Source organism: Burkholderia gladioli (assembly GCF_000959725.1).
GTDB lineage: Bacteria > Pseudomonadota > Gammaproteobacteria > Burkholderiales > Burkholderiaceae > Burkholderia > Burkholderia gladioli.
On the sequence record NZ_CP009323.1, the window covers coordinates 3,903,511 to 3,922,634 of the forward strand.

The 19,124-nt window shown below is 68.5% G+C and carries 18 protein-coding genes and 1 pseudogene; 6 read left to right on the forward strand and 13 right to left on the reverse strand.

What is annotated here, in order from left to right:
* Positions 1-3 precede the first annotated feature (3 nt).
* Positions 4-993: an acrylyl-CoA reductase (NADPH) gene (acuI, locus tag BM43_RS34105; RefSeq protein ID WP_025101793.1), complete on the forward strand. Its 990-nt coding sequence runs from the start codon at positions 4-6 to the stop codon at positions 991-993.
* Here acuI and BM43_RS34110 read toward each other — a convergent pair.
* The 8 genes from BM43_RS34110 to BM43_RS34145 all read right to left on the reverse strand — a co-directional run bounded on the left by BM43_RS34110 (position 983) and on the right by BM43_RS34145 (position 9,404).
* Positions 983-1,573 carry a GNAT family N-acetyltransferase gene (locus BM43_RS34110; RefSeq protein ID WP_230676274.1) on the reverse strand — a complete coding sequence of 197 codons (591 nt, stop codon included), beginning with the start codon at positions 1,571-1,573 and terminating at the stop codon, positions 983-985. The two genes, acuI and BM43_RS34110, sit on opposite strands and share 11 nt — an antisense overlap.
* A 5-nt stretch (positions 1,574-1,578) precedes the next feature.
* On the reverse strand, positions 1,579-2,526 hold the full coding sequence (locus BM43_RS34115) for an anti-sigma factor family protein (RefSeq protein ID WP_036051403.1): 948 nt from the start codon (positions 2,524-2,526) through the stop codon (positions 1,579-1,581).
* On the reverse strand, positions 2,523-3,044 hold the full coding sequence (locus BM43_RS34120) for an RNA polymerase sigma factor (protein ID WP_025100434.1): 522 nt from the start codon (positions 3,042-3,044) through the stop codon (positions 2,523-2,525). Before BM43_RS34120 ends, BM43_RS34115 begins: the two co-directional genes overlap by 4 nt.
* A 47-nt stretch (positions 3,045-3,091) precedes the next feature.
* Positions 3,092-4,006: an anti-sigma factor family protein gene (locus BM43_RS37745; RefSeq protein WP_105828621.1), complete on the reverse strand. Its 915-nt coding sequence runs from the start codon at positions 4,004-4,006 to the stop codon at positions 3,092-3,094.
* A gap of 84 nt (positions 4,007-4,090) precedes the next feature.
* Positions 4,091-4,414, reverse strand: a complete 324-nt coding sequence (locus tag BM43_RS34130) for a DUF4148 domain-containing protein (protein WP_036051399.1) — start codon at positions 4,412-4,414, stop codon at positions 4,091-4,093.
* Between the two features lie 135 nt (positions 4,415-4,549).
* Positions 4,550-6,472: a putative bifunctional diguanylate cyclase/phosphodiesterase gene (locus tag BM43_RS34135; RefSeq protein WP_042285774.1), complete on the reverse strand. Its 1,923-nt coding sequence runs from the start codon at positions 6,470-6,472 to the stop codon at positions 4,550-4,552.
* A gap of 328 nt (positions 6,473-6,800) precedes the next feature.
* Positions 6,801-7,520, reverse strand: coding sequence for an N-acetylmuramoyl-L-alanine amidase family protein (locus tag BM43_RS34140; RefSeq protein WP_042285780.1), 720 nt, complete (start codon positions 7,518-7,520; stop codon positions 6,801-6,803).
* Between the two features lie 147 nt (positions 7,521-7,667).
* Positions 7,668-9,404, reverse strand: coding sequence for a site-specific integrase (locus BM43_RS34145; RefSeq protein ID WP_036051395.1), 1,737 nt, complete (start codon positions 9,402-9,404; stop codon positions 7,668-7,670).
* A 279-nt stretch (positions 9,405-9,683) separates the two neighbouring features.
* Here BM43_RS34145 and BM43_RS34150 point away from each other — a divergent pair, with 279 nt between their 5' ends.
* A complete protein-coding gene (locus tag BM43_RS34150) occupies positions 9,684-10,727 on the forward strand; it encodes a polysaccharide lyase family 7 protein (protein WP_036051394.1) in 1,044 nt (347 codons plus the stop codon).
* A 40-nt stretch (positions 10,728-10,767) separates the two neighbouring features.
* Here BM43_RS34150 and BM43_RS34155 read toward each other — a convergent pair whose 3' ends face one another.
* The 4 genes and pseudogenes from BM43_RS34155 to BM43_RS41545 all read right to left on the reverse strand — a co-directional run.
* The gene (locus tag BM43_RS34155) at positions 10,768-12,333 is read right to left on the reverse strand and encodes a 5-methyltetrahydropteroyltriglutamate--homocysteine methyltransferase (protein ID WP_036051392.1); all 1,566 of its coding nucleotides are present in this window, start codon (positions 12,331-12,333) and stop codon (positions 10,768-10,770) included.
* Positions 12,334-12,403: 70 nt separating this feature from the next.
* Positions 12,404-12,766, reverse strand: coding sequence for a DsrE family protein (locus tag BM43_RS34160; protein ID WP_036053400.1), 363 nt, complete (start codon positions 12,764-12,766; stop codon positions 12,404-12,406).
* A 54-nt stretch (positions 12,767-12,820) separates the two neighbouring features.
* Positions 12,821-13,057: a sulfurtransferase TusA family protein gene (locus tag BM43_RS34165; protein ID WP_036051390.1), complete on the reverse strand. Its 237-nt coding sequence runs from the start codon at positions 13,055-13,057 to the stop codon at positions 12,821-12,823.
* Between the two features lie 417 nt (positions 13,058-13,474).
* Positions 13,475-13,622 (reverse strand): annotated as a pseudogene (locus BM43_RS41545) (integrase core domain-containing protein); the annotation flags it as partial.
* Between the two features lie 135 nt (positions 13,623-13,757).
* Between BM43_RS41545 and BM43_RS39685 the strand changes: the two are divergent.
* Complete coding sequence (locus BM43_RS39685; RefSeq protein WP_059443147.1) at positions 13,758-14,096, forward strand: DUF1330 domain-containing protein; 339 nt, start codon at positions 13,758-13,760, stop codon at positions 14,094-14,096.
* A gap of 153 nt (positions 14,097-14,249) precedes the next feature.
* Here the strand turns inward: BM43_RS39685 and BM43_RS34170 are convergent, their stop codons facing one another.
* A complete protein-coding gene (locus BM43_RS34170; RefSeq protein WP_036051389.1) occupies positions 14,250-15,206 on the reverse strand; it encodes a LysR family transcriptional regulator in 957 nt (318 codons plus the stop codon).
* Positions 15,207-15,310: 104 nt separating this feature from the next.
* Between BM43_RS34170 and BM43_RS34175 the strand changes: the two genes are divergently transcribed.
* Genes BM43_RS34175 through BM43_RS34185 form a run of 3 tightly spaced genes read left to right on the forward strand, consistent with a single transcriptional unit; the run spans position 15,311 to position 18,953 of the window.
* Positions 15,311-16,426, forward strand: coding sequence for an aryl-sulfate sulfotransferase (locus BM43_RS34175; protein ID WP_036051388.1), 1,116 nt, complete (start codon positions 15,311-15,313; stop codon positions 16,424-16,426).
* A 38-nt stretch (positions 16,427-16,464) separates the two neighbouring features.
* Complete coding sequence (locus BM43_RS34180; protein ID WP_036053396.1) at positions 16,465-17,793, forward strand: uracil-xanthine permease family protein; 1,329 nt, start codon at positions 16,465-16,467, stop codon at positions 17,791-17,793.
* Between the two features lie 53 nt (positions 17,794-17,846).
* Positions 17,847-18,953: a porin gene (locus BM43_RS34185; RefSeq protein WP_036051387.1), complete on the forward strand. Its 1,107-nt coding sequence runs from the start codon at positions 17,847-17,849 to the stop codon at positions 18,951-18,953.
* Positions 18,954-19,124: the final 171 nt, after the last annotated feature.

A 19,124-nucleotide genomic window follows, 5' to 3' on the forward strand; every position in this document is an offset into this window, starting at 1 on the left:
TGCATGACGTTCCACTGCCTCCTGATCGACCAGGACGAAAGCGGCAAGAGCCGCACGCGCCTCGACACGCTCGACGACAGCCGCCTGCCCGAAGGCAACGTGCTGGTCGAGGTCGAATACAGCACGCTGAACTACAAGGACGGCCTCGCGATCACGGGCAGGAGCCCCGTGGTGCGGCGCTTCCCGATGGTGCCGGGCATCGATTTCGCCGGCACCGTGGCCGAGAGTTCGCATCCCGCCTGGCGCGCCGGCGACGCGGTGCTGCTCAACGGCTGGGGCGTGGGCGAGCAGCATTGGGGCGGCCTCGCGCAGCGCGCGCGCGTGAACGGCGACTGGCTGATCCCGCTGCCCGCGGGGCTCACGGCGCGGCAGGCGATGGCCGCCGGCACCGCCGGCTACACGGCGATGCTGTGCATCCTGGCGCTGGAGCGGCACGGGATCGACCCGTCGCGCGGCGAGGTGCTGGTGACGGGCGCGAGCGGCGGCGTGGGCAGTTTCGCGATCGCGCTGCTGGCGCGGCGCGGTTATCGCGTGGTCGCCTCGACCGGCAAGACCGGGGAAGCCGATTACCTGCGCGCGCTCGGCGCGGCCGAGGTGATCGATCGCGCGACGCTGTCCGAGCCCGGCAAGCCGCTGCAGAAGGAACGCTGGGCCGCGGCGGTGGATTCGGTGGGCGGCGTGACGCTGGCCAATGTCTGCGCCTCGCTGCGCGCCGACGGCGCGGTGGCCGCCTGCGGGTTGGCGCAGGACATGGCGCTGCCGGCCACGGTCGCGCCCTTCATCCTGCGCGGCGTGAGCCTGCTGGGCATCAACAGCGTGACGCGGCCGAAGGCCGAGCGCGAGGCCGCCTGGCGCGCGCTGGCCGATACGCTCGATCTCGCCCAGCTCGACACCATCACGCGCGAGATCGGCCTGGCCGAAGCCATCGAGGCCGGCGCGGAGTTGCTGGCCGGCAAGGTGCGCGGCCGGCTGGTGGTCGACGTCAATCGTTGAGGGGGGTGCCGGCGAGCGGGCCGGCAGCAAGGGGAGCGGCGGGCGCGGCGGCAACGGCGAGACGCATGCGCGCGTTGCGCAGGCTCACGCCGCGCACGCTGACGCATTGCTCCCGCTCCACCGCGAAGCCGAAGCGTTCGAAGAAGGCCCGCGCGCGCAGGCTGACGTCGGCGACGACGCAGTCGATGCCCTGCTCGCGCGCGATGCCCAGCAGGTGCCGCATCAGCGCGGCGCCGATGCCCTGACCGGCCGCGTCGGCCGCCACGTAGAAATGATCGAGATAACCGCTGGGCTGCAGGTCGGCATAGGCCACCAGCCGGGCCTCGATCTCGACCGCCCAGGGCTGGTTCGCGCCGACCCGCCGGCACCATGCTTCACACCAGGCCGCGTCGGCCGCGAGCGGCGCCCAGGCGTCGATCTGCGCCGGCGTGTAGTCGCGCGAGGCCAGGCCGCGCACCGAGGACTGGAAGATCGCCAGCAGCGCGGGTTCCTCGCCCGGCGCGGCGCGACGGATCCGCATCGCGCCCGCCCTGGACCCGCGCCGCTCGTTGGTTTCCTCCGCCCCGCGCGTGTCGTCCATCCCGCTCACTTGGCCGGCTGCGGCCCGCCATTGGCCGTCAACTGCTCATAGACCTCGTGCGACAGGTCGAGCAGCGCCTGGCGGTCCATCCCGCCCGAGACGGCATAGCCGAAACGGCCGTCGATCCAGTAGAACACGTTGACCGGGCCGCTCTGGTAGAGCTTGAAGGCCGTCACGTCCGAGCTCAGCTTGCGGTGCGAGATGTTCAGCGTGATCCGCTCGCCCAGCGCGTTGTGATACATGAACTGCGCGATCGGACCGTCGTCGCCGGGCAGCAGGCGCCCGCCCATCAGCTCGTAGCCGGCGTGGGTCAGCACCGGCGGGCGCACGTCGGTGCCGAGCCGGCTCGACAGCCACTGCACCAGTTCCTGCTCGCGATCGGCGCCCACCTCCACCGGCCGCGTGACCATCGGCGCATAGGTGACATAGGCGATCGCCGATTGCCGCGCCAGCGCCTCGCCGCTGTAGGAAGCGTGGATGATCGAGCCGCCGCTCTCGCCGCTGCCGTCGCCGCCCAGCACGCCGCGCCCGACCGGGCTCAGCACGCCGCCCGCGCCGATCCCGATGCCGAGCACCAGCGCCGCGGCCAGGCCGGCGAAACGCTTCCAGTTGGCAGCGGGACGCGCCGCGCCCGGCACCGCCGAAACGGCCGGCGCGGCGGCCGGTGTGGCTGCCCCCGCCGCAGCGGGCGCCGGGCCGCCCGCTTCGCCCTGCCGCGCCTCGGGCGCGAAATCCTCGGGCGGCAGCAGCCGCGCGGGCAGCGGCTCGTCGAGCACGCGGTCGTAGCGCTCGTGCAGCAGGGTGTTGATCGAGAAGTAGTCGCCGATGCGATCGGCGAGCGCGTGATCGGTCTCGAGCAGGCGGTCGACATGGGCGCGGCGCGCCTCGTCGAGCGTGCCGTCCACGTAGGCATGCAGTTCCGATTCGGTGATCGGCGTGGCTTGGTCGTTCATCGCACCACCTTCAGGTTTGCGCTGGGTTGGGTTCCGGACATCAGCGCGCGCAGGCGCTCGCGGCCGCGCGAGAGCCGCGACATCACGGTGCCGACGGGAATGCCGAGTGCCAGCGCCACCTCGGCATAGCTGAGCTCCTCGAGCCCGACCAGCAGCACCACCTGGCGCTGGTCGACCGGCAGGCGCTGCAGCGCGTAGTCGAGGTCGCGCACCTCCAGCGAGCGCGTGGCGCCGCTCGACACGGCCAGCGCGGCCTCGGGCAGCGCCTCGTCGTCGTCCATCGACACATGCTCGGCACGCGCGCCGGGCCGCCGGGCCTGGTTCGCGAACACGTTGTGCATGATCGTGAAGAGCCAGGCGCGCAGGTCGGTGCCGGCCTGGAACTGCTCGGTGTGGCGCAGCGCGCGCTCGAGCGTGTCCTGCACCAGGTCGTCGGCGAGTTCCCGGTTGTGGATCAGCGCGCGCGCATAGCGGCGCAGGCGCGGGACATGGTCGATCAGTTCGTCTCGGATGGTCATGGCTGAGTCGGCCCGATGGCGGACGGCAAGGAGGATAGGCGGCGCATTCAGTCGCCGGCCAGCAGGTCGGCGGCGCGCATCAGGCCGCGCGTGCCTGCGTCACCGGCGATCACGATATGTTGCCCGGCGCGCGATGTCCACTCCAGCAGGCGCACCCCGCCGATCCGGCGAGCCTGCCAGTGGCCGCCGCCCTCGGGCGTGCCGTGCGCGACCAGCACGGCCGGCTCGCCCGCCGCGTTGCGGTAGACGTAGGCGTTGGCGCTCGCGAAGGGCCAGATGTCGAGGCGGCGCGCGCCGGCCAGGTGGAAGCCGACCGCGCCGAGATCCGGCGCCGCGTCGCGCGGCGCGGGCTTCGAGGCGAGCAGCAGGGACGAGCCGGCCAGCGCGCCGGCGGCGAGGCTGGCGGCCGCTGGCCGTTGCGGATTGGCCGGACGAGCCGGGGCTTGGCTCGCGGCCGGCGTCGAGGCATTGGCGGCCCCGCCGGCGGGCGCCGCGGCGGACGACGGCGCGGCGCGCCCCATTGCCGGGTCGATGCCCGGCAAGGCCAGCAGCATCGCGTAGGCGGCCGTGTCGAGCCGGTGATCCGGCACCCGCAACAGCCGCGGCAGGACCGCCGCGGCCAGCAGGGCCAATAGCGCGGCGGCGGCCAGCCGGTAGCCGAAGCGCGAGGCGCGGCGGCGGCTTGCCGGCACGGCCGCGAGCGCCGGTGTCGATTGCGCTGGAGGCACCGACAAAGCCGCCGGCGCCGCGCTCAGCGGCAGGACGGCGGCGGCGAGGCCGTCGTCCGGAAAATGGTTGCGCAACTGCGCGTTGACCCGCGCATAGAACGCGACGCGACGCGCCTCGGCGGGACGCCGGGCCAGGTACGCGCTCACGCTATGCTCCCGGTCGGCGGCGAGCCGGCCGTCTGCATAGGCCTGCACGTCCTGCTCAGACGGGATCGATTCGGGTACGGAAGTCATGGCTGGGCAAATCGGGTCACACGGAGCGAACACCGCGCGCGACCCGATATTCCGTCGTCGATGAAAAATTTTTCAGGGGTCGCATCAGGAGCCGGCGTAGATGTTGCAGAAGCTGGCCGGGCCGACGCAGGCCGAGGGCATGCCGGCCGTCGACGCGATCGCGCGATGGCCGCCTTCGGTCTTCGCGCTCATCGCGCCGCCGTAGGCGCTCGTAGCCGCCGCGCTGGACGCGATCGCATGGCGGAACACCGGGCTCACCTCGGGATAGGAGGCGTCGGTGTAGTTGAGCGAGCCGTTCTGCTCGGCTTCGATCAGTTGCTGGCGCACCTGGGCGCGGCTCAGGCCTTCGGCATGGGCGAACGACGAGAGCAGCACGGCGGACAGGACGGCGAGATGGCGGATCTTCATGATGTGACTCCTTGATGACGTTGAGGGGCTTGCATCAAGGTGAACACGGGGAATTCGGGCTTATTCCCGGCGGGGAGTGGAAATTTTTTTCGTCATCAGGGGGCGCATCCGGCGCGACGGCGGCGCCCCGCCCGCCTACATCCCGATCAAGGTCCGCAGCGAGCCGAAACTATGCGGCCGCGCATACCAGAAACCCTGCGCTTCATCACAACCGAGCGCGAGCAACTGGTTGGCCTGCTCGATGGTCTCGACGCCCTCGGCCGTCACGCGCATCTTCAGCGCATGCGCCATCGCGATGATGGCGGCCACCAGCTCGGCGCTGCGCGCATCGCTGGGCAGCGGCGCGACGAAGGCGCGGTCGATCTTCACGCGATTGACCGGGAAGCGCGTCAGGTAGGACAGGCTCGAATAGCCGGTACCGAAATCGTCGACGGCGATCTCCACGCCGAGCTGGCGGATCGACGAGACGGTGTCGAGCGCCGCCTCGGTATCGCCGAACAGCACGCCCTCGGTGATCTCGATCTCAAGCTGGTGCGGCGCGAGCCCGCTGTCGTCGAGCGCCTGCTCGATGATGGCCAGCAGGTTGCCGCGCCGGAACTGCTGCGGCGAGACGTTCACGCACACGCGCGGCGCGTCCTCGCTGTCGCGATGCAGGCGGCTGATCTCGCGGCAGGCGGTGCGGATCGCCCATTCGCCGATGCGGTCGATCAGGCCGCTCTCCTCGGCGATCGGTATGAACTCGTTCGGGCTGACCTCGCCCGAGCGCGGATGACGCCATCTGAGCAGTGCCTCGACTTGCGCGATGCGGCCGGTCTCGAGCGTGACCTGGGGCTGGTAGGCGAGCCAGAACTGCTGGCGGTCGATGCCGCGCGCGAGCGCCGCCTCCAGCTCGAAGCGGCGCGTGGCACGCAACTCGAGCGCGCTGGAGAACGGCACGGCGATGCCGTCGCCGGCTTCCAGCGCCGCGGACAAGGCCACGTTGGCGCGCCGGATCAGGGTATCGGTGTCCTCGCCCTGCTCGGGATAGGCGGCCGTGCCGGCATTGGCGATCACGTTGAGCGCGGCGCCGGCGAATTCGATCGGCTCGCCGGCCACCGCGACGATGGTCTCCACCAGCCGCCGCACCACCGGCTCCGCCTCGTCGCAGAGCAGCGCGAACTTGCCGTCGCCCATGCTCGCCACGCCATACAGATGCGGCACCTTGGTGCGCAGGCGCTCGCCCGTCACGCGCACGGCCAGCTCGACGCCGGGCAGCCCGAGCGCATTGCGGATCGTGCTGAGGCCGCCGATCTCCAGCAGCACGATGCTGAAGCGGCCGTCGGTGGCACGCGCGCGCGCGATGCGCAGGTCGAGCCGCTCGGCGAACAGCTTGCGGTTCGGCAGGCGCGTGGTGTCGTCGTAGTTGGCGGCGTACCAGAGCTCGCCGCCGGTCGGCGGATCGCTGTTCGCGCGGCTCATGAACACCACCCAGGCGTCGCCGGCCGGCTCGCGCCGATTGGCGGCGGTGACGCTGGCCGGCACGGCGTTGGCGGCAGCCCCGGCGGCAAGGCGCGACGGCGTTCGCGAGCGCGTGGTACCGGCAACATCGGCGCCCGCTCGATCGTCGCGTGGCGCCTCGCGCATGAGCTCGCGCCGGGCGCGCCGCGGCGCTCCGAGCGCCGGCGCGGCGGCAGCGCCGCCCTCGCCTTCGCCGGCCAGCAGCGCAGATAGCACGATGCGTACCGGCACGCCATCGCCGGCGGGCCGCTGCAGCAGCCAGATCGCGCCGCCGCGCAGCAGCGCGTCGATGCTGGGCGATGCCCAGCTATCGCCGGGCGCGACCAGCATCGATTGCAGGCGCAGCACGGTGCCGGGCACGCCGGCACGACGTCCCGTCAGGCGCTCGAAAGCGGCATTGGTCCAGGTCAGCGTACCGTCGGCCGAGCACAGGCAGACAGGCTGCGTGGCCTGCGTAATCGCGCGCTCGATGCGCGTGGCATCCGAGCGACGCGGCACCGGATCGGCGGATTCGTCGGGCGCCGCGAGCGGTTCGGTCAGGCGCGTCTCCGGTCGTTGCATGGCGAAAGATCGGTCGATAAAACGGCGACGGAAAATTCCGTCGCCGCGGACATCAGATAGTAAGCGAATCGGGCTCGCATGCCGCGGAAAAACAGCGGGCAAGACAGGCCGCTATTCGCGGCATCTGGCGGGCACGCAAGCTTGCCGGCGGTGGCACCCCAGCTCGCGTTCACATATGAACACGAGCCGCCGAAAAAGCATATCGTTTGCGCGGGCTCCGTCCAGGCAGGTTCCGCCGGACATGCGCGTGTTGCCGTCTCGGCCGAGGAATGTCCCGAACTTCATGCGTGCGGCAAGCTCCCGCTCGACGAGATGACGGTGGCGCGCATCAGGCCGCCGTGCAGGCCTCGATGCCCGCGGCGATCGCGGCGCCCAGGCGCCGGATCGTGTCCGCCTGGGCAAGCCGCGCCTCCTCTTGCGGATTGACGATCACGCCGGCCTCGATCAGCAGCGCAGGCACGCGCGCCGTGCGCAGCACCACCAGGTCGTCGAAACGATGGATGCCCAGGCGCGCGTCGATCAGCGGCCGGTTCTCGCCGCGGATCGGATCGGCGTGATAGAGCGAAGGCGTTTCGCCGGCCGCGCGCAGCCGCTCGCCGATCTCGCGCGCGCAGCGCAGGCTCGCCGCGTAGCGTGGATTGCGTTCGGACACGAAGATCGCGTAGCCGTGGAATTCGCGCTGGCGCCCCGCATCCAGGTAGGCCTGCTGGATCGAGTCGTGATGGATCGAGACGAACAGGTCCGCGTGCGCGTCGTTCGCCCGGGCCGAGCGCGCGCTCAGGGCGATCTCGCGGCCGTCGGCCGAGGTGCGCAGCACATGCTCGCCATGCGCGCCGAGTTCGGCGGCAACCGCCGCCGACAGATCGAGGTTGTAGCGGTATTCGACGCGGCCGCTGGCACCGGTGGCACACGGGTGCGCCGGCGTGTGGCCGGTATCGACGACGATCGTGGAAGGCGCGGCGCAAGCCGTGGTGGCCGACGCGCAAACGAGTGCGAGCGCGCCGGCGAGCGCGATCGTCCCCCGCAGGAAACCGCTGGTGATTGTCATGGATTCGTCGTTGTTGGTCACCGTCGCAGGGCGGCCGGTATCGCGACGCATTCTACCTGCGCGACGCAGCGGGAAACAGTCGAAAAGCCGGGCGCGATTCAGGTATTTGCACCAGGCGCCGCGCGAGGATCGCACCGGATCGAGGCCTCAGGACTTGGCGCCGAACGCGTCGGCCAGTTGCCTGGCGCGTTTCATCTCGTCGCCGTGCAGGTAGATCGAGGTGGTCGAGATCGAGGCGTGACGCAGGTTGTCGCGCACCGTGGTCAGCTCGGCACCGCGCGCGAGCGCGTGGGTGGCGTGCGTGTGACGCATCCAGTGCGGGCTGGCGCGACGCAGCTTGTCGGCCAGAGGCGGATGCTCGGCGGCGAGCGTATCGGCCACCTGGCCGAAGAAGCGCTTGAGCACCTTCCAGAGCCGCACGCCGCCGATGCCGGCCGCGCCGTCCTCGCCGAGGCCGCCGATCACCGGCAGATCGGGCCGCCATTGCGTGGGCACGGCCGACAGGCCGCGTTCCAGCGCGTAACGCGTGAGCGCCTGCCAGGCCAGCGGCGGCAGCGCCACGCGCGCGGCCTTGCCGCCCTTGCCCACTAGGTGGATCCAGCGATCCTCGCGCGCGTCGCTGCGGATCGCGCCGAGCCGGAGCCCGACCAGTTCGCTGACGCGCAGCCCGGTGGCGTAGGAGAAATCGAGCAGGAAGCGCAGCCGCTGCGCGGCGGCCGGCTCCCAGCCAAGGGACCATTCGAGGCCGTCGGCGATCGCGCGCAGGATCTGCCATTCGCCGTCGCTGAACACGCGCGAGCTGTCGAGCGCGGCCGCGCGCGTGCCGCCGCGCACCTTCACGCCCGAGAACGGATTGGCCAGCAGGTAGCGCTGCTCGACCAGCCAGCGAAACAGCGCGCCGAGCACCGACAGCGCATGCGCGGCCGAGCGCGCCGACAAGGCGCCGGTGAAGGGCCGCCAGTCGGCGGCACGGCGCGGCCGGATCGGGCCGGTCCAGCGTTCGGCCGGCGCGGGTCGGCGCAGGAAGGCGCGATAGGCGAGCGCGTCCTCGGTGGTGAGCGAGGACAGCGCGCGGCCGCGCTCGACGATGGCCCACAGGATCAGCCGCTCGGCTTCCTTGCGATAGGTACGCCGCGTGGCTTCGGATTCGTGCAGCGAGAGCCAGGCCTGCACGGCGCTGTAGTCGTTGTCGGCGTCGAGCGTGCAGGTCTCGCGCGGCGCGCGGAAGGTGCCGGCCGTGCCGTCCACCTCGTGAGGCAGGCGCAGTTGCTCCCAAGGCACGATCAAGCCGGGCCCGGCCGCGGCAATCAGCGCCCGCGCGCGTTCGGTCAGCGCCGGATGCGCGCGGAAGAAGGCTTCGATGTGGCGGGCGTTGGCCGGGCCGAGGCCGGCGATCGCCTTCCACCATTGACGACGGCGCGGAATCCGCACGGTGAGATCGGCCAGCGTGGCGATGCCGTGCGCACGCAGCGCGGCCACCGCGCGCGCGGGCAACCAGGGGTCGATCTCGTCGGCGATCTGCGGCTCGGGCGGCCGCGCGTGGCGCAGCATCCCGATCGCCTCGGCGACGGCCCGCGCGTGCCTGGCGCGCTCGGCCGGCGCATGCGCCAGCAAGGCCGCCAGGTCGCGCCGCCCTGCCCACGTCGCCACGGCCACCAGTTGCCGGCGGATCGTGCCGAGCAGGCCGCGCGCCGAACGACCGTCGCCCAGGCGCGTGCCCAGATAGCGCTCGGCCGCGTCGCGCACCGACATGCCCTCGTACCAGGCGCGCAGCATCGCGAGTTCGTCGGCATCGGGGAAGCTGGCGGGCGCCGCCCGGCGGGCAGCGTCGCCGGGTGAATTCGAATCGGCGGGGTTCGGCGGGGACGGCAGGCGGGAAGTCATGCGCGCGAGTGTGACACGAAATGAACCGGACACGCGCGGGATAGACGAGTTCGCTCAGCGAGGCGAATTTGGAACAGTCGTCATATGACATGTCCGCCCGACTCGCGGCCGTCCGAAGCGCGTGACCCGACCGCTTCGCATCGCGAGACATCGATTCCTTCGGAAGACAATCGCGCGCCGCGCGCTTCTTACAATCGATTAGCTGCCCCCTGACGTCCGATGACTCATCGACGGCAAAGGGCGCGTGTATTTCCGTTCACACGATCCGGAGAAGCATTCATGTCGGTTGGCATCCAGAACAACTACGCGGTGAATTCGACGGCGTATCCGAGCGGCTCGGGCGCCGCCGATGGCAGCGGCAGCGCGAACAGCCTGCAGCAGTCGATCATGCAGCTGATCCAGCAGATGCTGATCGAGCTGATGCAGATGCTGCAGGATCCGAACGGCAACGGTGCGTCGTCCGGCGGCGGTGGTGGAGGCGCAAACGGTGGCGGAAGCGGTGGCGGCGGTGCGCCGGCGATGCCTTCGATGGGCGGCGGTGGCAACGGCATGCCCGTGGCTGGCGCGATCGGCAGCGGCGGCCAGGGCGGCGTCGGCACGCCCGCCTCGACGGGCGGCGGCGCATCGGCCAGCGGTGTCGCGGCGAGCTCCGGCCCGGCGCCCGGCAACGGCCCCGGCGCCGTCAACCTGAACGGCTTCGGCAGCCTGCAGTTGCCGAGCGGCAGCAACGGCCATGTCGACACGATCGGCGCCGGCCAGCTCAAGCGCTACGACAGCGACTTCTTCAAGCACAACGGCGACGGCTCGCTGACCTTCAGCGTGCCGCCGGGCGGCGGCGCCCACACCGCGCACTCGAACTTCCCGCGCTCCGAGCTGGCCGAGGGCAGTTCCTGGAAGATGGGCGACGGCAAGTCCACGCTGAGCGCGACGCTCTCGGTCGACAAGCTGCCGCCGAACGGCGACGTGGTGATCGGCCAGATCCACCAGCGCGTGGACAGCGGCAAGCCGCGCCCGCCCGTCGAGCTGCATTACGACAAGGGCAATATCGTCGCCAGCATCATGGATTCGAATTCGCTGAGCGCGGGCCGCCACGACGTGGTGATCGCCAAGGACGTGAAGCCCGGCGAGAAGTTCTCGTACAGCATGAGCATGGAGCCGAACGGCGAGCTGAACATCTCGGCGGCCGGCCAGAGCAAGACCGTCAAGATGGACCCGAGCTTCGACAACGCCAACCTCTACTTCAAGGCCGGCAACTACTGCCAGGATCCGGCCGGCGGCAGCCAGGTGAGCTTCAACGGGCTCGATATCGACCATCAGCATTGAGCCGGCGGGCGGGTTCGACCCCGCTCGCCCTCGCCTTCGGCTAGACGCCGTGCCGCTCGCGCAGCCGCCGCGAGGCCTCCACCAGCACGCGCAGCTTGGCCTCGGCGATCCGGCCGCTGTTCACTGGCGCATCGGCGAAGGTCGCAAAGCCGCAATCGGGATTGAACAGCACGCGCTGGGCACCGAACAGCGCGACCGCCGTTTCGGCCTTGCCCAGCACCTCGTCGAGCGATTCGACATGCGCGTGCTTCTGGTTGCAGAGGCCCACCCCGATGCGCTGGTGATCGGGCAGGCGCCGCAGCACCGCCATCTCGCCCGCGCGCGGCGTGCAGAGTTCGAGGAACAGCGTGCCGACCTCGAGCGCGGCCAGCGTCTCCACCAGCGGCGCGTAGTCGCCCGTCATCGCCTTGCTCTCGTCGGTGCTCCAGTTGCCGCGGCACATGTGCATCGCCAGCCGTTCCGCCGGAAAGCCCCGCACCACCGCGTTGAGCAGCTCGCGCGCGAAAGCCAGCTCGGCGCGCGGATCGCCCTTCTCCGACAAGGCGCCGCACATGAAGCTGCGCTGGCCGGTGACGCCGGCATACACCACCTCCGACAACACCGGCTCGTCGAACTGCACCAGCGCCGCGCCGTTGGCGAGCAGCGCCGCCAGTTCCTCGCGCAGCACCCGCACCACGTCGGCCGCGAGCGCCTCGCGGCTGGCGTAGGCGCGGTCCGACACGCATTCGAGCCACATGGTGCGCGTCAACAGATAGGGACCGGGCAAGGCGATCTTGGCGGGGCGATCGCTCAGCTCGCGCAGGCTCGTCAGCTCGTGCACGGCCAGCGGCCGACTGCGCCCGAGCGGGCCGAACACGGCCGGATGACGCACTTCGCCGGCCGGCACGTCGAGCGCGCGCAACTCCTGCTCGAAGGCGAGCGGATCGTCGACATAGGGCAGCAGGTCGGTCAGCGGTATCAACTGGCAGTTGTCGAGCCGGCCGCCGACGAAGCTCGCGTAGCTGTCGCGCCGCTGCTCGCCGTCCGTGACGACATCGACCCCGGCACGCAGTTGCGCGGCCAGCGCGAGTTGCACGGCATCGTCGGCACTGGCCTCGAAGGCCGCGTCGTCGAGCCGGCCCTCCAGATGCTCGTGCAGCGCCTGCAGCATCCAGCGCGGCCGAGGCCAACTGCCGATGCCCATCACCGACAGCGGCGCGATCGACGGCGCCGGGGATGGCGCCGGCAGCGAGGCCGGGATGTTGACCGGCACGATCTCGATCGGCGCGCGCGGCGGCGGTTCGCGTGGCGCGTCGCGAGCCGGCAAAGCGGGCGAAGCGGCCTGGGCCACCTGCCCCGCCCCGGCCGCGAACGCGCCCTTGCTGACCAGGAAACTGCGCAGCCTGCCCTGCCGCGTCCATGACACAAGTTGGTTGCCGGTCATGCGGCACCAGGCCGGCAGATCGCCCTCGACCGAGGTTTCGGTCGAGCGGATCTCCAGCAACTGGCCGCGCTCGAGCGGGTCGATATGCTTGCGGATCAGCAGCAACAGGCCGTTGCCGCAATCGAGGTCGCCGCCGTCGAAGCTGACGGCCGGCGCGTGGGTGTGACGCTCGCTGGCTTCCATCGCGTGCAATCCGGATCGATGGGCCGCGCCGGCGCGAATCGCCGGCGCACCCGGGGTCGCGCGGGAAACCTCAGTAGCTGAGGCTCGGGCAGGCCTCGCCCATGAATTCCACCAGCATCGCGCCGCCGACGATCTTCGCACCGGGGATCAGTTGGTCCTCGTCGAGCGCGCGCTTCTTGAAACAGGGCGAGCAGACGTAGATCTTGCCGCCCGCCTCGACGAAGCTCGTCATCAGCTCCTTGAGCGGCGCGAAGCCGGGCTCGTGGATATCGTCGGCATAACCGGCTTGCGAGAGCCGCGTGCCCTCGATGTTGAGGAACACGACCGCTTCCTTCTCGCTGGCGATCGCCGCGTTGGCGACCACGAAGGCGACCGTCGCGCGGTCGGTATCGTCCTTGGCACGAGTCAGACTGACTACGAATTTTCCAGACACGATAGGCTCCTGCTGATACACGTCGATGGAGAAACCGGGCACGACCGGCGGCGCTCAGGCGCTGGCGCCGGCCGGCTTCGCCCGGATGAAGAACACGCCCTGCTCCGGGTCGGCCTGCAGCAGCCGGTGCCCGGTGATGCGGCAGTATGACGGAATATCCTCGATCGCCCCGCGATCGCGCGCGGTCAGGCGGATGACCTGGCCCGGCATGTCGCGCAGGCGCACGCGCAGCTTCAGCAGCAGTTCCCCGCAGCCGATCTCGCCGGCATCCCAGGCCACGTCGTAGTCCATGCTCGTTCTGCCGCCTCCGTCAGGCTCGGGCGGCGGGAGTGCCGCCCGTCGCTATCGTACCGGCACCGAGGCGAAATGCAATCGTGCCCTGCCATGAAGTCGGAGGCGAGGCTGCGCCCCGCTCCCTTGCATGGATCTGCGTGCGACTTTGTCTGTCGGATCTCTGCAGGCGAAGGGCGAGGCGTGAGCTGCGACATCTGTAGAAGAACCATTGATACACCAGCCCTTGAAGCTGTCGACAGCACCCAATGTCTCGTCCTCGCGCCTCACGCATACGCTGCCTGGCGCCTGCGTAACGAGACGACGGAAAGTACCTGCGGGAAAGTACTGACACTTCACTGAAGTGTCTCGTCAGGATGCAGTAACCCACGCTTACGGTAATCCCCCCCCTCTTTTAACGCGATTCAGAAGTAGAGGCTATGCGGCGGCCATCAGCCGCTGTTTAGGTGTTACTCCGCCAAGGCGCCATGTTGGGGCGCTCGTGATTGTATTGCCACATCCATTCCGTTGCGAACTGCTGGACGTGCGCCAGGTCATCCCAGTAGTACCGCGACAGCCATTCATAACATGAGCCGATTCGGATTAGGCATTTCAGCAGCCTGCCGGGTGATGTATTCAATAACGCCTCGTGATCTCCTTGTTGTCTCGCGCCGCGATGCTACGAGTGGTGTCCATTCACAATGAAAACCGGAGTAAAACGATGACGGCTTATCTCATTTCCGACGTAGGCCCGGTTGCGCCAGAGGACGATGCCGCCTGGAAAGCCTATCTGGCGATGGCCCCTGCAACGATTGAAAAATACGGCGGCCGTTATTTGGCGCGAGGCGGCGCAATCGACGTCATCGAGGGAGATTGGTCGCCGTATGCGATCGTGATCGCGGAATTTCCCGATCGGGATGCGGTAGCACGATGGTATGCCTCGCCTGAATATGCCGAAGGCCTGGCGATACGTGCCAAGTCAGGTCTGCATCGGCGCATGATCTGCGTCGAGGGGGCGACCAATTCCAACCCGGACAATCTCCTAGGCTTGCGAGCCTGAGTGGGTCGAGCGACAGTTGCGGCATGCTTCGTCGATATTCCCGAACTGGCGCCGCTGCGCAAGCGACAATTCCAGTCGCACGATGCAAACAAGCCCCGCGGATCGATATCCAGGCACCGCGCCGGAGCCAAGGTCCCCGACGGGCACGCGAGCTCAAGTGAGTCGTGTGCCCCGTTTCGGGGCCGCTTGCGTCGCGAGGTGAAAGCGATCCTCGATGGTCTCGATCGCCTGGCCGAGAAACTGCAGGAACATGCCCATTGCCACGGTGGACGTCAGGTCGGAGCGTTGATACAGGCAGCTGGACGATTGGGCGCCCGCGTCGGCAAGGGGTGTCCACGCAAGCTTGCGCTGCGCCACATCTTCCGCGACGTTCTCCGCGATCAGAAAGCCGATGCCCACGCCGTCCGCCACGAGCCGGCGCACCATCGCCACCGAACTGGTCTCCACCAGCGGACGCGCCTTGCGGCGCTCGCGATGATCGATCTGATCCACCATCAATCGCAACTCGGTATCCGGGGTCATCAGAATCAGCGGATAGTCGAGACACTCACGCAAGCGTGGACGCTTTTGCAACTTGGTGAGCGGATGTCCCGGAGGCGTGACGAGCCCGAGATGTTGCGCGAACGCTCGCACTTCCACCACGCCGGGCGGAGGCTTGCGGCGCAGGCCATAACCGATATCCGCCTCGCCGGTTTCCACCCACTTCAGGATGCTTTCGCCATTGCCCGATCGCACGCTATAGGTCACGCCCGGATAGCGCTTCATCGCAGCCTGAATCGCATCGGGCACCAGTCGTTCTGCCGACGAGGGCGACACCGCCAGATTCACATGTCCACGACGCAGTGAGCGCAGATCCTCGACTTGCGTCATCGCATTGTCGAAATCGCGCTGACCTCGCCGCACCGCGGCAATGATGATCTCCCCCGCGGTGGTGAGTTGCATGCCGCGCGGCAAGCGGTCGAACAGAGGCGAGCCGACCTGTTCCTCCAGATTGAGGATCTGCTGGTGTACCGCGGCGGCGGTCAGGTGCAGCGCTTGAGCTGCCTTGCGGATCGAACCGCGCCTGACCACCTCGTCGAAACAACGAAATGTCTGTGATATTGGACGCATGCCTATACCGTATGGTTTTTCCATACGGCCCGTATAGAACAATCAGATTTTCCTGACGCCGAGAATAGCCTAGATTTTGCTCCATCATCTTAGCGGAGCAAAACGTGACCACCACAGTCGATCAAATCACCCAGCGGCGCCGCGGCGTAGGCCTGATTGCTCACGACCCGGAGTTGTCCGCTGGCGGCTACACGCTGATTGCGCCACAGACGGCGGGTGGCCGCGTATACCTCGTCGACACGGGCGGCGAGCTCGTGCACGAGTGGCGGATGCCGGTGCGCCCCGGCCGCCATGCGGTGATTCTGCCGAACGGCAATCTCGGTTACAACGGCAACCATGGGGATTCGGAAGACCGCTACGCGCCGTGGTCGATGTGGCATGGCGGCGATTTCTACGAAGTCACGCCGCAGGGCGAGGTGGTCTGGCGTTACCAGGACCCCGCTCACCACCATGACGCGCAGTGGCTGCCGAACGGCAACCTGCTGTACGCCGCGTGCGCGCCGGTGCCGGCAGGCTTCGCGGAACGCGTGCCCGGCGGCACGGCGCACGGCTCCGACGAGATCATGTACGGCGACGTGATCCGCGAAGTGAATCGCGCCGGCGAACTGCTGTGGGAATGGAAGGCCTGGGAGCATCTGAACCCCGAGGACTTTCCGATAGCGCCGGGATTCGGTCGCTATCACTGGCCGCTCGTCAACGGGCTTGGTGTGAATGCGCAAGGCGAGGTGCTGATGAGCTTGCGCACCACGTCGGGCATTATCGCGGTCGACCGGCGCACGGGCGGCGTAACGACCCATATTCCGCCGAGCGTGGTTTCACATCAGCACGCGCCCGTCGCCCTCGCGAATGGCAACATTCTTACGTTCGACAACGGCAACTTCCGCACCGGCTCGCACGTGGCATTCTCGCGTGTGCTCGAGATCGATCCGGCGAGCCATGAGGTGGTGTGGTCATACGCCGACGACATGGTGAACATGTTCTACAGTGCCTTCATGGGCAACGCGCAACGCCTCGCGAACGGCAACACCCATATCACGGAGTCGGCCACCGGGCGTCTGTTCGAAGTGACGCCGGCTGGCGAGGTGGTATGGGAATACGTGATTCCGTGGTTCGACGAATATCCGGACGAAGCGGCACGCCGAACCGGCCCGGGTCGACTGAACAGCGTGTTTCAGACGTTCCGCTACAGCCGCGAGCAACTGCCGTGGTTGCGCGGATGAGCACCGCGCCTCATTGCGCTTCGAACTCCGAGGACAACGTGAATCCAGAACCCGCCATTCATAGCGTCGACGCACGCCTGCCCGCCTGGCAACTCGTGCTGTTCGGCCTGCAACACGTGTTGTCGATGGCCGCTTCGCCCGTCACCGCGGTCGTTCTGGTGTCGCGCATGCTGTCGCTGCCATCGGAGCTGACGGTCCACCTGATCGGCGCGACCTTCTTTGCGTGCGGCGTGGGCACGCTGCTGCAGTCCCTCGGCGCCGGCGCGGTGGGTGCCCGCCTGCCGTTCGTGATGGTGCCCGGCGGGGCACCCGCCATGCTGTTCGCCATGATCGCGACGCAAACCGATTTGCGCACGGCGGCGGGCGCGGCGATTCTCACGAGCCTGTTCTACTGGGTCGTGCTACCGGTCTTCGCGCGCTGCCTGCGATTTTTTCCGCGCGTGGTGGTCGGCGCGATGCTGCTGCTCGTCTCGGTGAGTCTCATCAAGATCTACGCCGGCATCGTGGTCGGGCAATCGGGCACGTCGGGCATCGCGCGCCCTCAGTCACTCGGCCTCGCGCTCGCCACGATCGTGGCCACGCTCGCGGCAGCGCGCCTGCTCAAGGGCACCTTGGGCAGGATCGCGGTGCTGCTCGGGCTCGTTGCCGGCACCTTCATGGCTTGGGCCATGGGGCTGATGTCCACCGCCGACCTGTGGAGCGGCCCGCTCTTCGCACTGCCGAGCCTGCTGCCTTTCGGCACGCCGCGTTTCGACTTGCTTGCCGCGCTGCCCCTGCTGATTTTCTGCGTGATCTCGATGGCCGAAGCGACGGGGCAAACCGTCGCCGTCGGTGAAATCACCGGCAGGAAGATCGACATGCGCCGCGACGTGCAGCGCACGATTCGCGGTGATGCGCTCGCGTCATTGATGGGCTCGCTGCTCGGCACCTCGCTCATCATCACGAGCGCGGAGAATATCGGCGTCGTGCAGGCCACCGGCGTGCGTTCCCGTTACGTTACCGCAATGGCCGGCGTGATGCTGATCCTGATCGCCCTGTTCGCGCCGTTCGGGCGTTTCGCTTACGCGATCCCCGCGCCGGTGGTCGGCGGCACCGCGCTGATCGTGTTCGCGCTGATCGGCGTGATGGGCATCAACCTGCTCGGCAAGGTCGACCTGCATGCGCGAGGCAACCAGTACACGCTGGCGGCGGCGCTCGTGGTCGGGCTGATACCGGTGCTGGTACCCAACGTGTACGCGTCGTTCCCCGCCTCGCTGCAGATCGTGCTGGGCAACGGCATGGCCGCCGGCACGCTAACGGCCATCGTGGTCAATCTGGTGTTTGGTGCGTGGCGCCACTCATCGGCCGAAAAAATCCGGACCACCTGATTTCCGCCTCGTCGCTCCTCGCAGCCCTCCTCCCAACGCCTCACCCATACCTCATGAAACACAAAATCGCCTTACACGCGACACTGGTCGCGGGCTCGGCCGCGCTCGTCGTTTCCTCGACCGCATTAGCGCAGAGCAGTGTGACGCTATATGGCAGTCTGGATGCGGGCCTCGGTTACGTGAGCAACCTGCACGGCTCGACGGCTTATATCGCCGAACAGGGCACCTTGCAGGCCGACCGCTTCGGCTTTCAGGGTGTCGAAGAGATCGGCGCAGGCCGCTCCGTGGTGTTCAGGCTCGAAAGCGGGTTCGTCACGACGACGGGGGCCTCGGCAAGCAGCAGCACGTTCTTCAATCGCCAGGCCTATGTGGGCCTGGCCGATTCGACGTTCGGAACGGTAACGCTCGGCCGCCAGACGGACTGGAATTTCGATTGGCTCGGCTCGGTCTCGACCGGGCAGTTACTCGGCAATTTCTCCGCGTTTCACCCCGGCAATCTGGACGGTCTCGGCAGCACCCTGCCCGTACAATTGTCGAGCACGGTGAAATGGAAAAGCGCGAACTATCGCGGCTTGACGCTTGGTGCGCTGTATGGATTTCCCGGCGCGGCGGCCAGCAATACCAGCGGGCGGAGCATCAGCTTGGGCACCAACTATACGAACGGCCCGCTCAAGCTGATTGCGGTGTACTCCGAATATCGCGACCGCTTGCTGCCGCTCTCGAGCGGCCTTGGACTGACTTCGTTCAACGGCCAGGCGCTCGCGCCCGGCGCGAGCTTCAATGCGAAACAGGTGCGTGACATGGGCATCGGCGGATCGTACCGATTCGAGCGGGTGATGCTGCATGTGCTCTCCACCGATGTACGGATCGCATCGAACGGCGGCAGCAAGCACTTTCGCAGCTTCGACGGCGGCGCCAATCTGCGCCTGACACCCGCCGAGGAAATCGCGGCGGGCGCATGGACCGCGACGCTCGACGGGCGCCGCTGGACGCAGTTCACGGTGGCCAATGTGTATTCGTTGTCGAAAACCACGCAGGTGTACGCCGACCTGATGTTCGAAACCGCGGGCGACGGCGCCGTGGCCAGTACGCTGGGCATCGGCGCCGCGTCTAACGGACGGCAGACGGTGTTTCTCAGCGGAATCCATCACCTGTTCTGAGCATGCTGATGCGTCCGCGTTCGGGCACGGCCAAGGGCATGCATGTTCGTCGTGCGTGGGACAAACGGGGCAAACCAATGTGGTCGGCTGGCCCGGTCCACTTGCGCGGCGCCGGCGGCAACGGCTTGGCACCGCCGATCGATTCATCCTGATATCGGAAATAAACAGCGG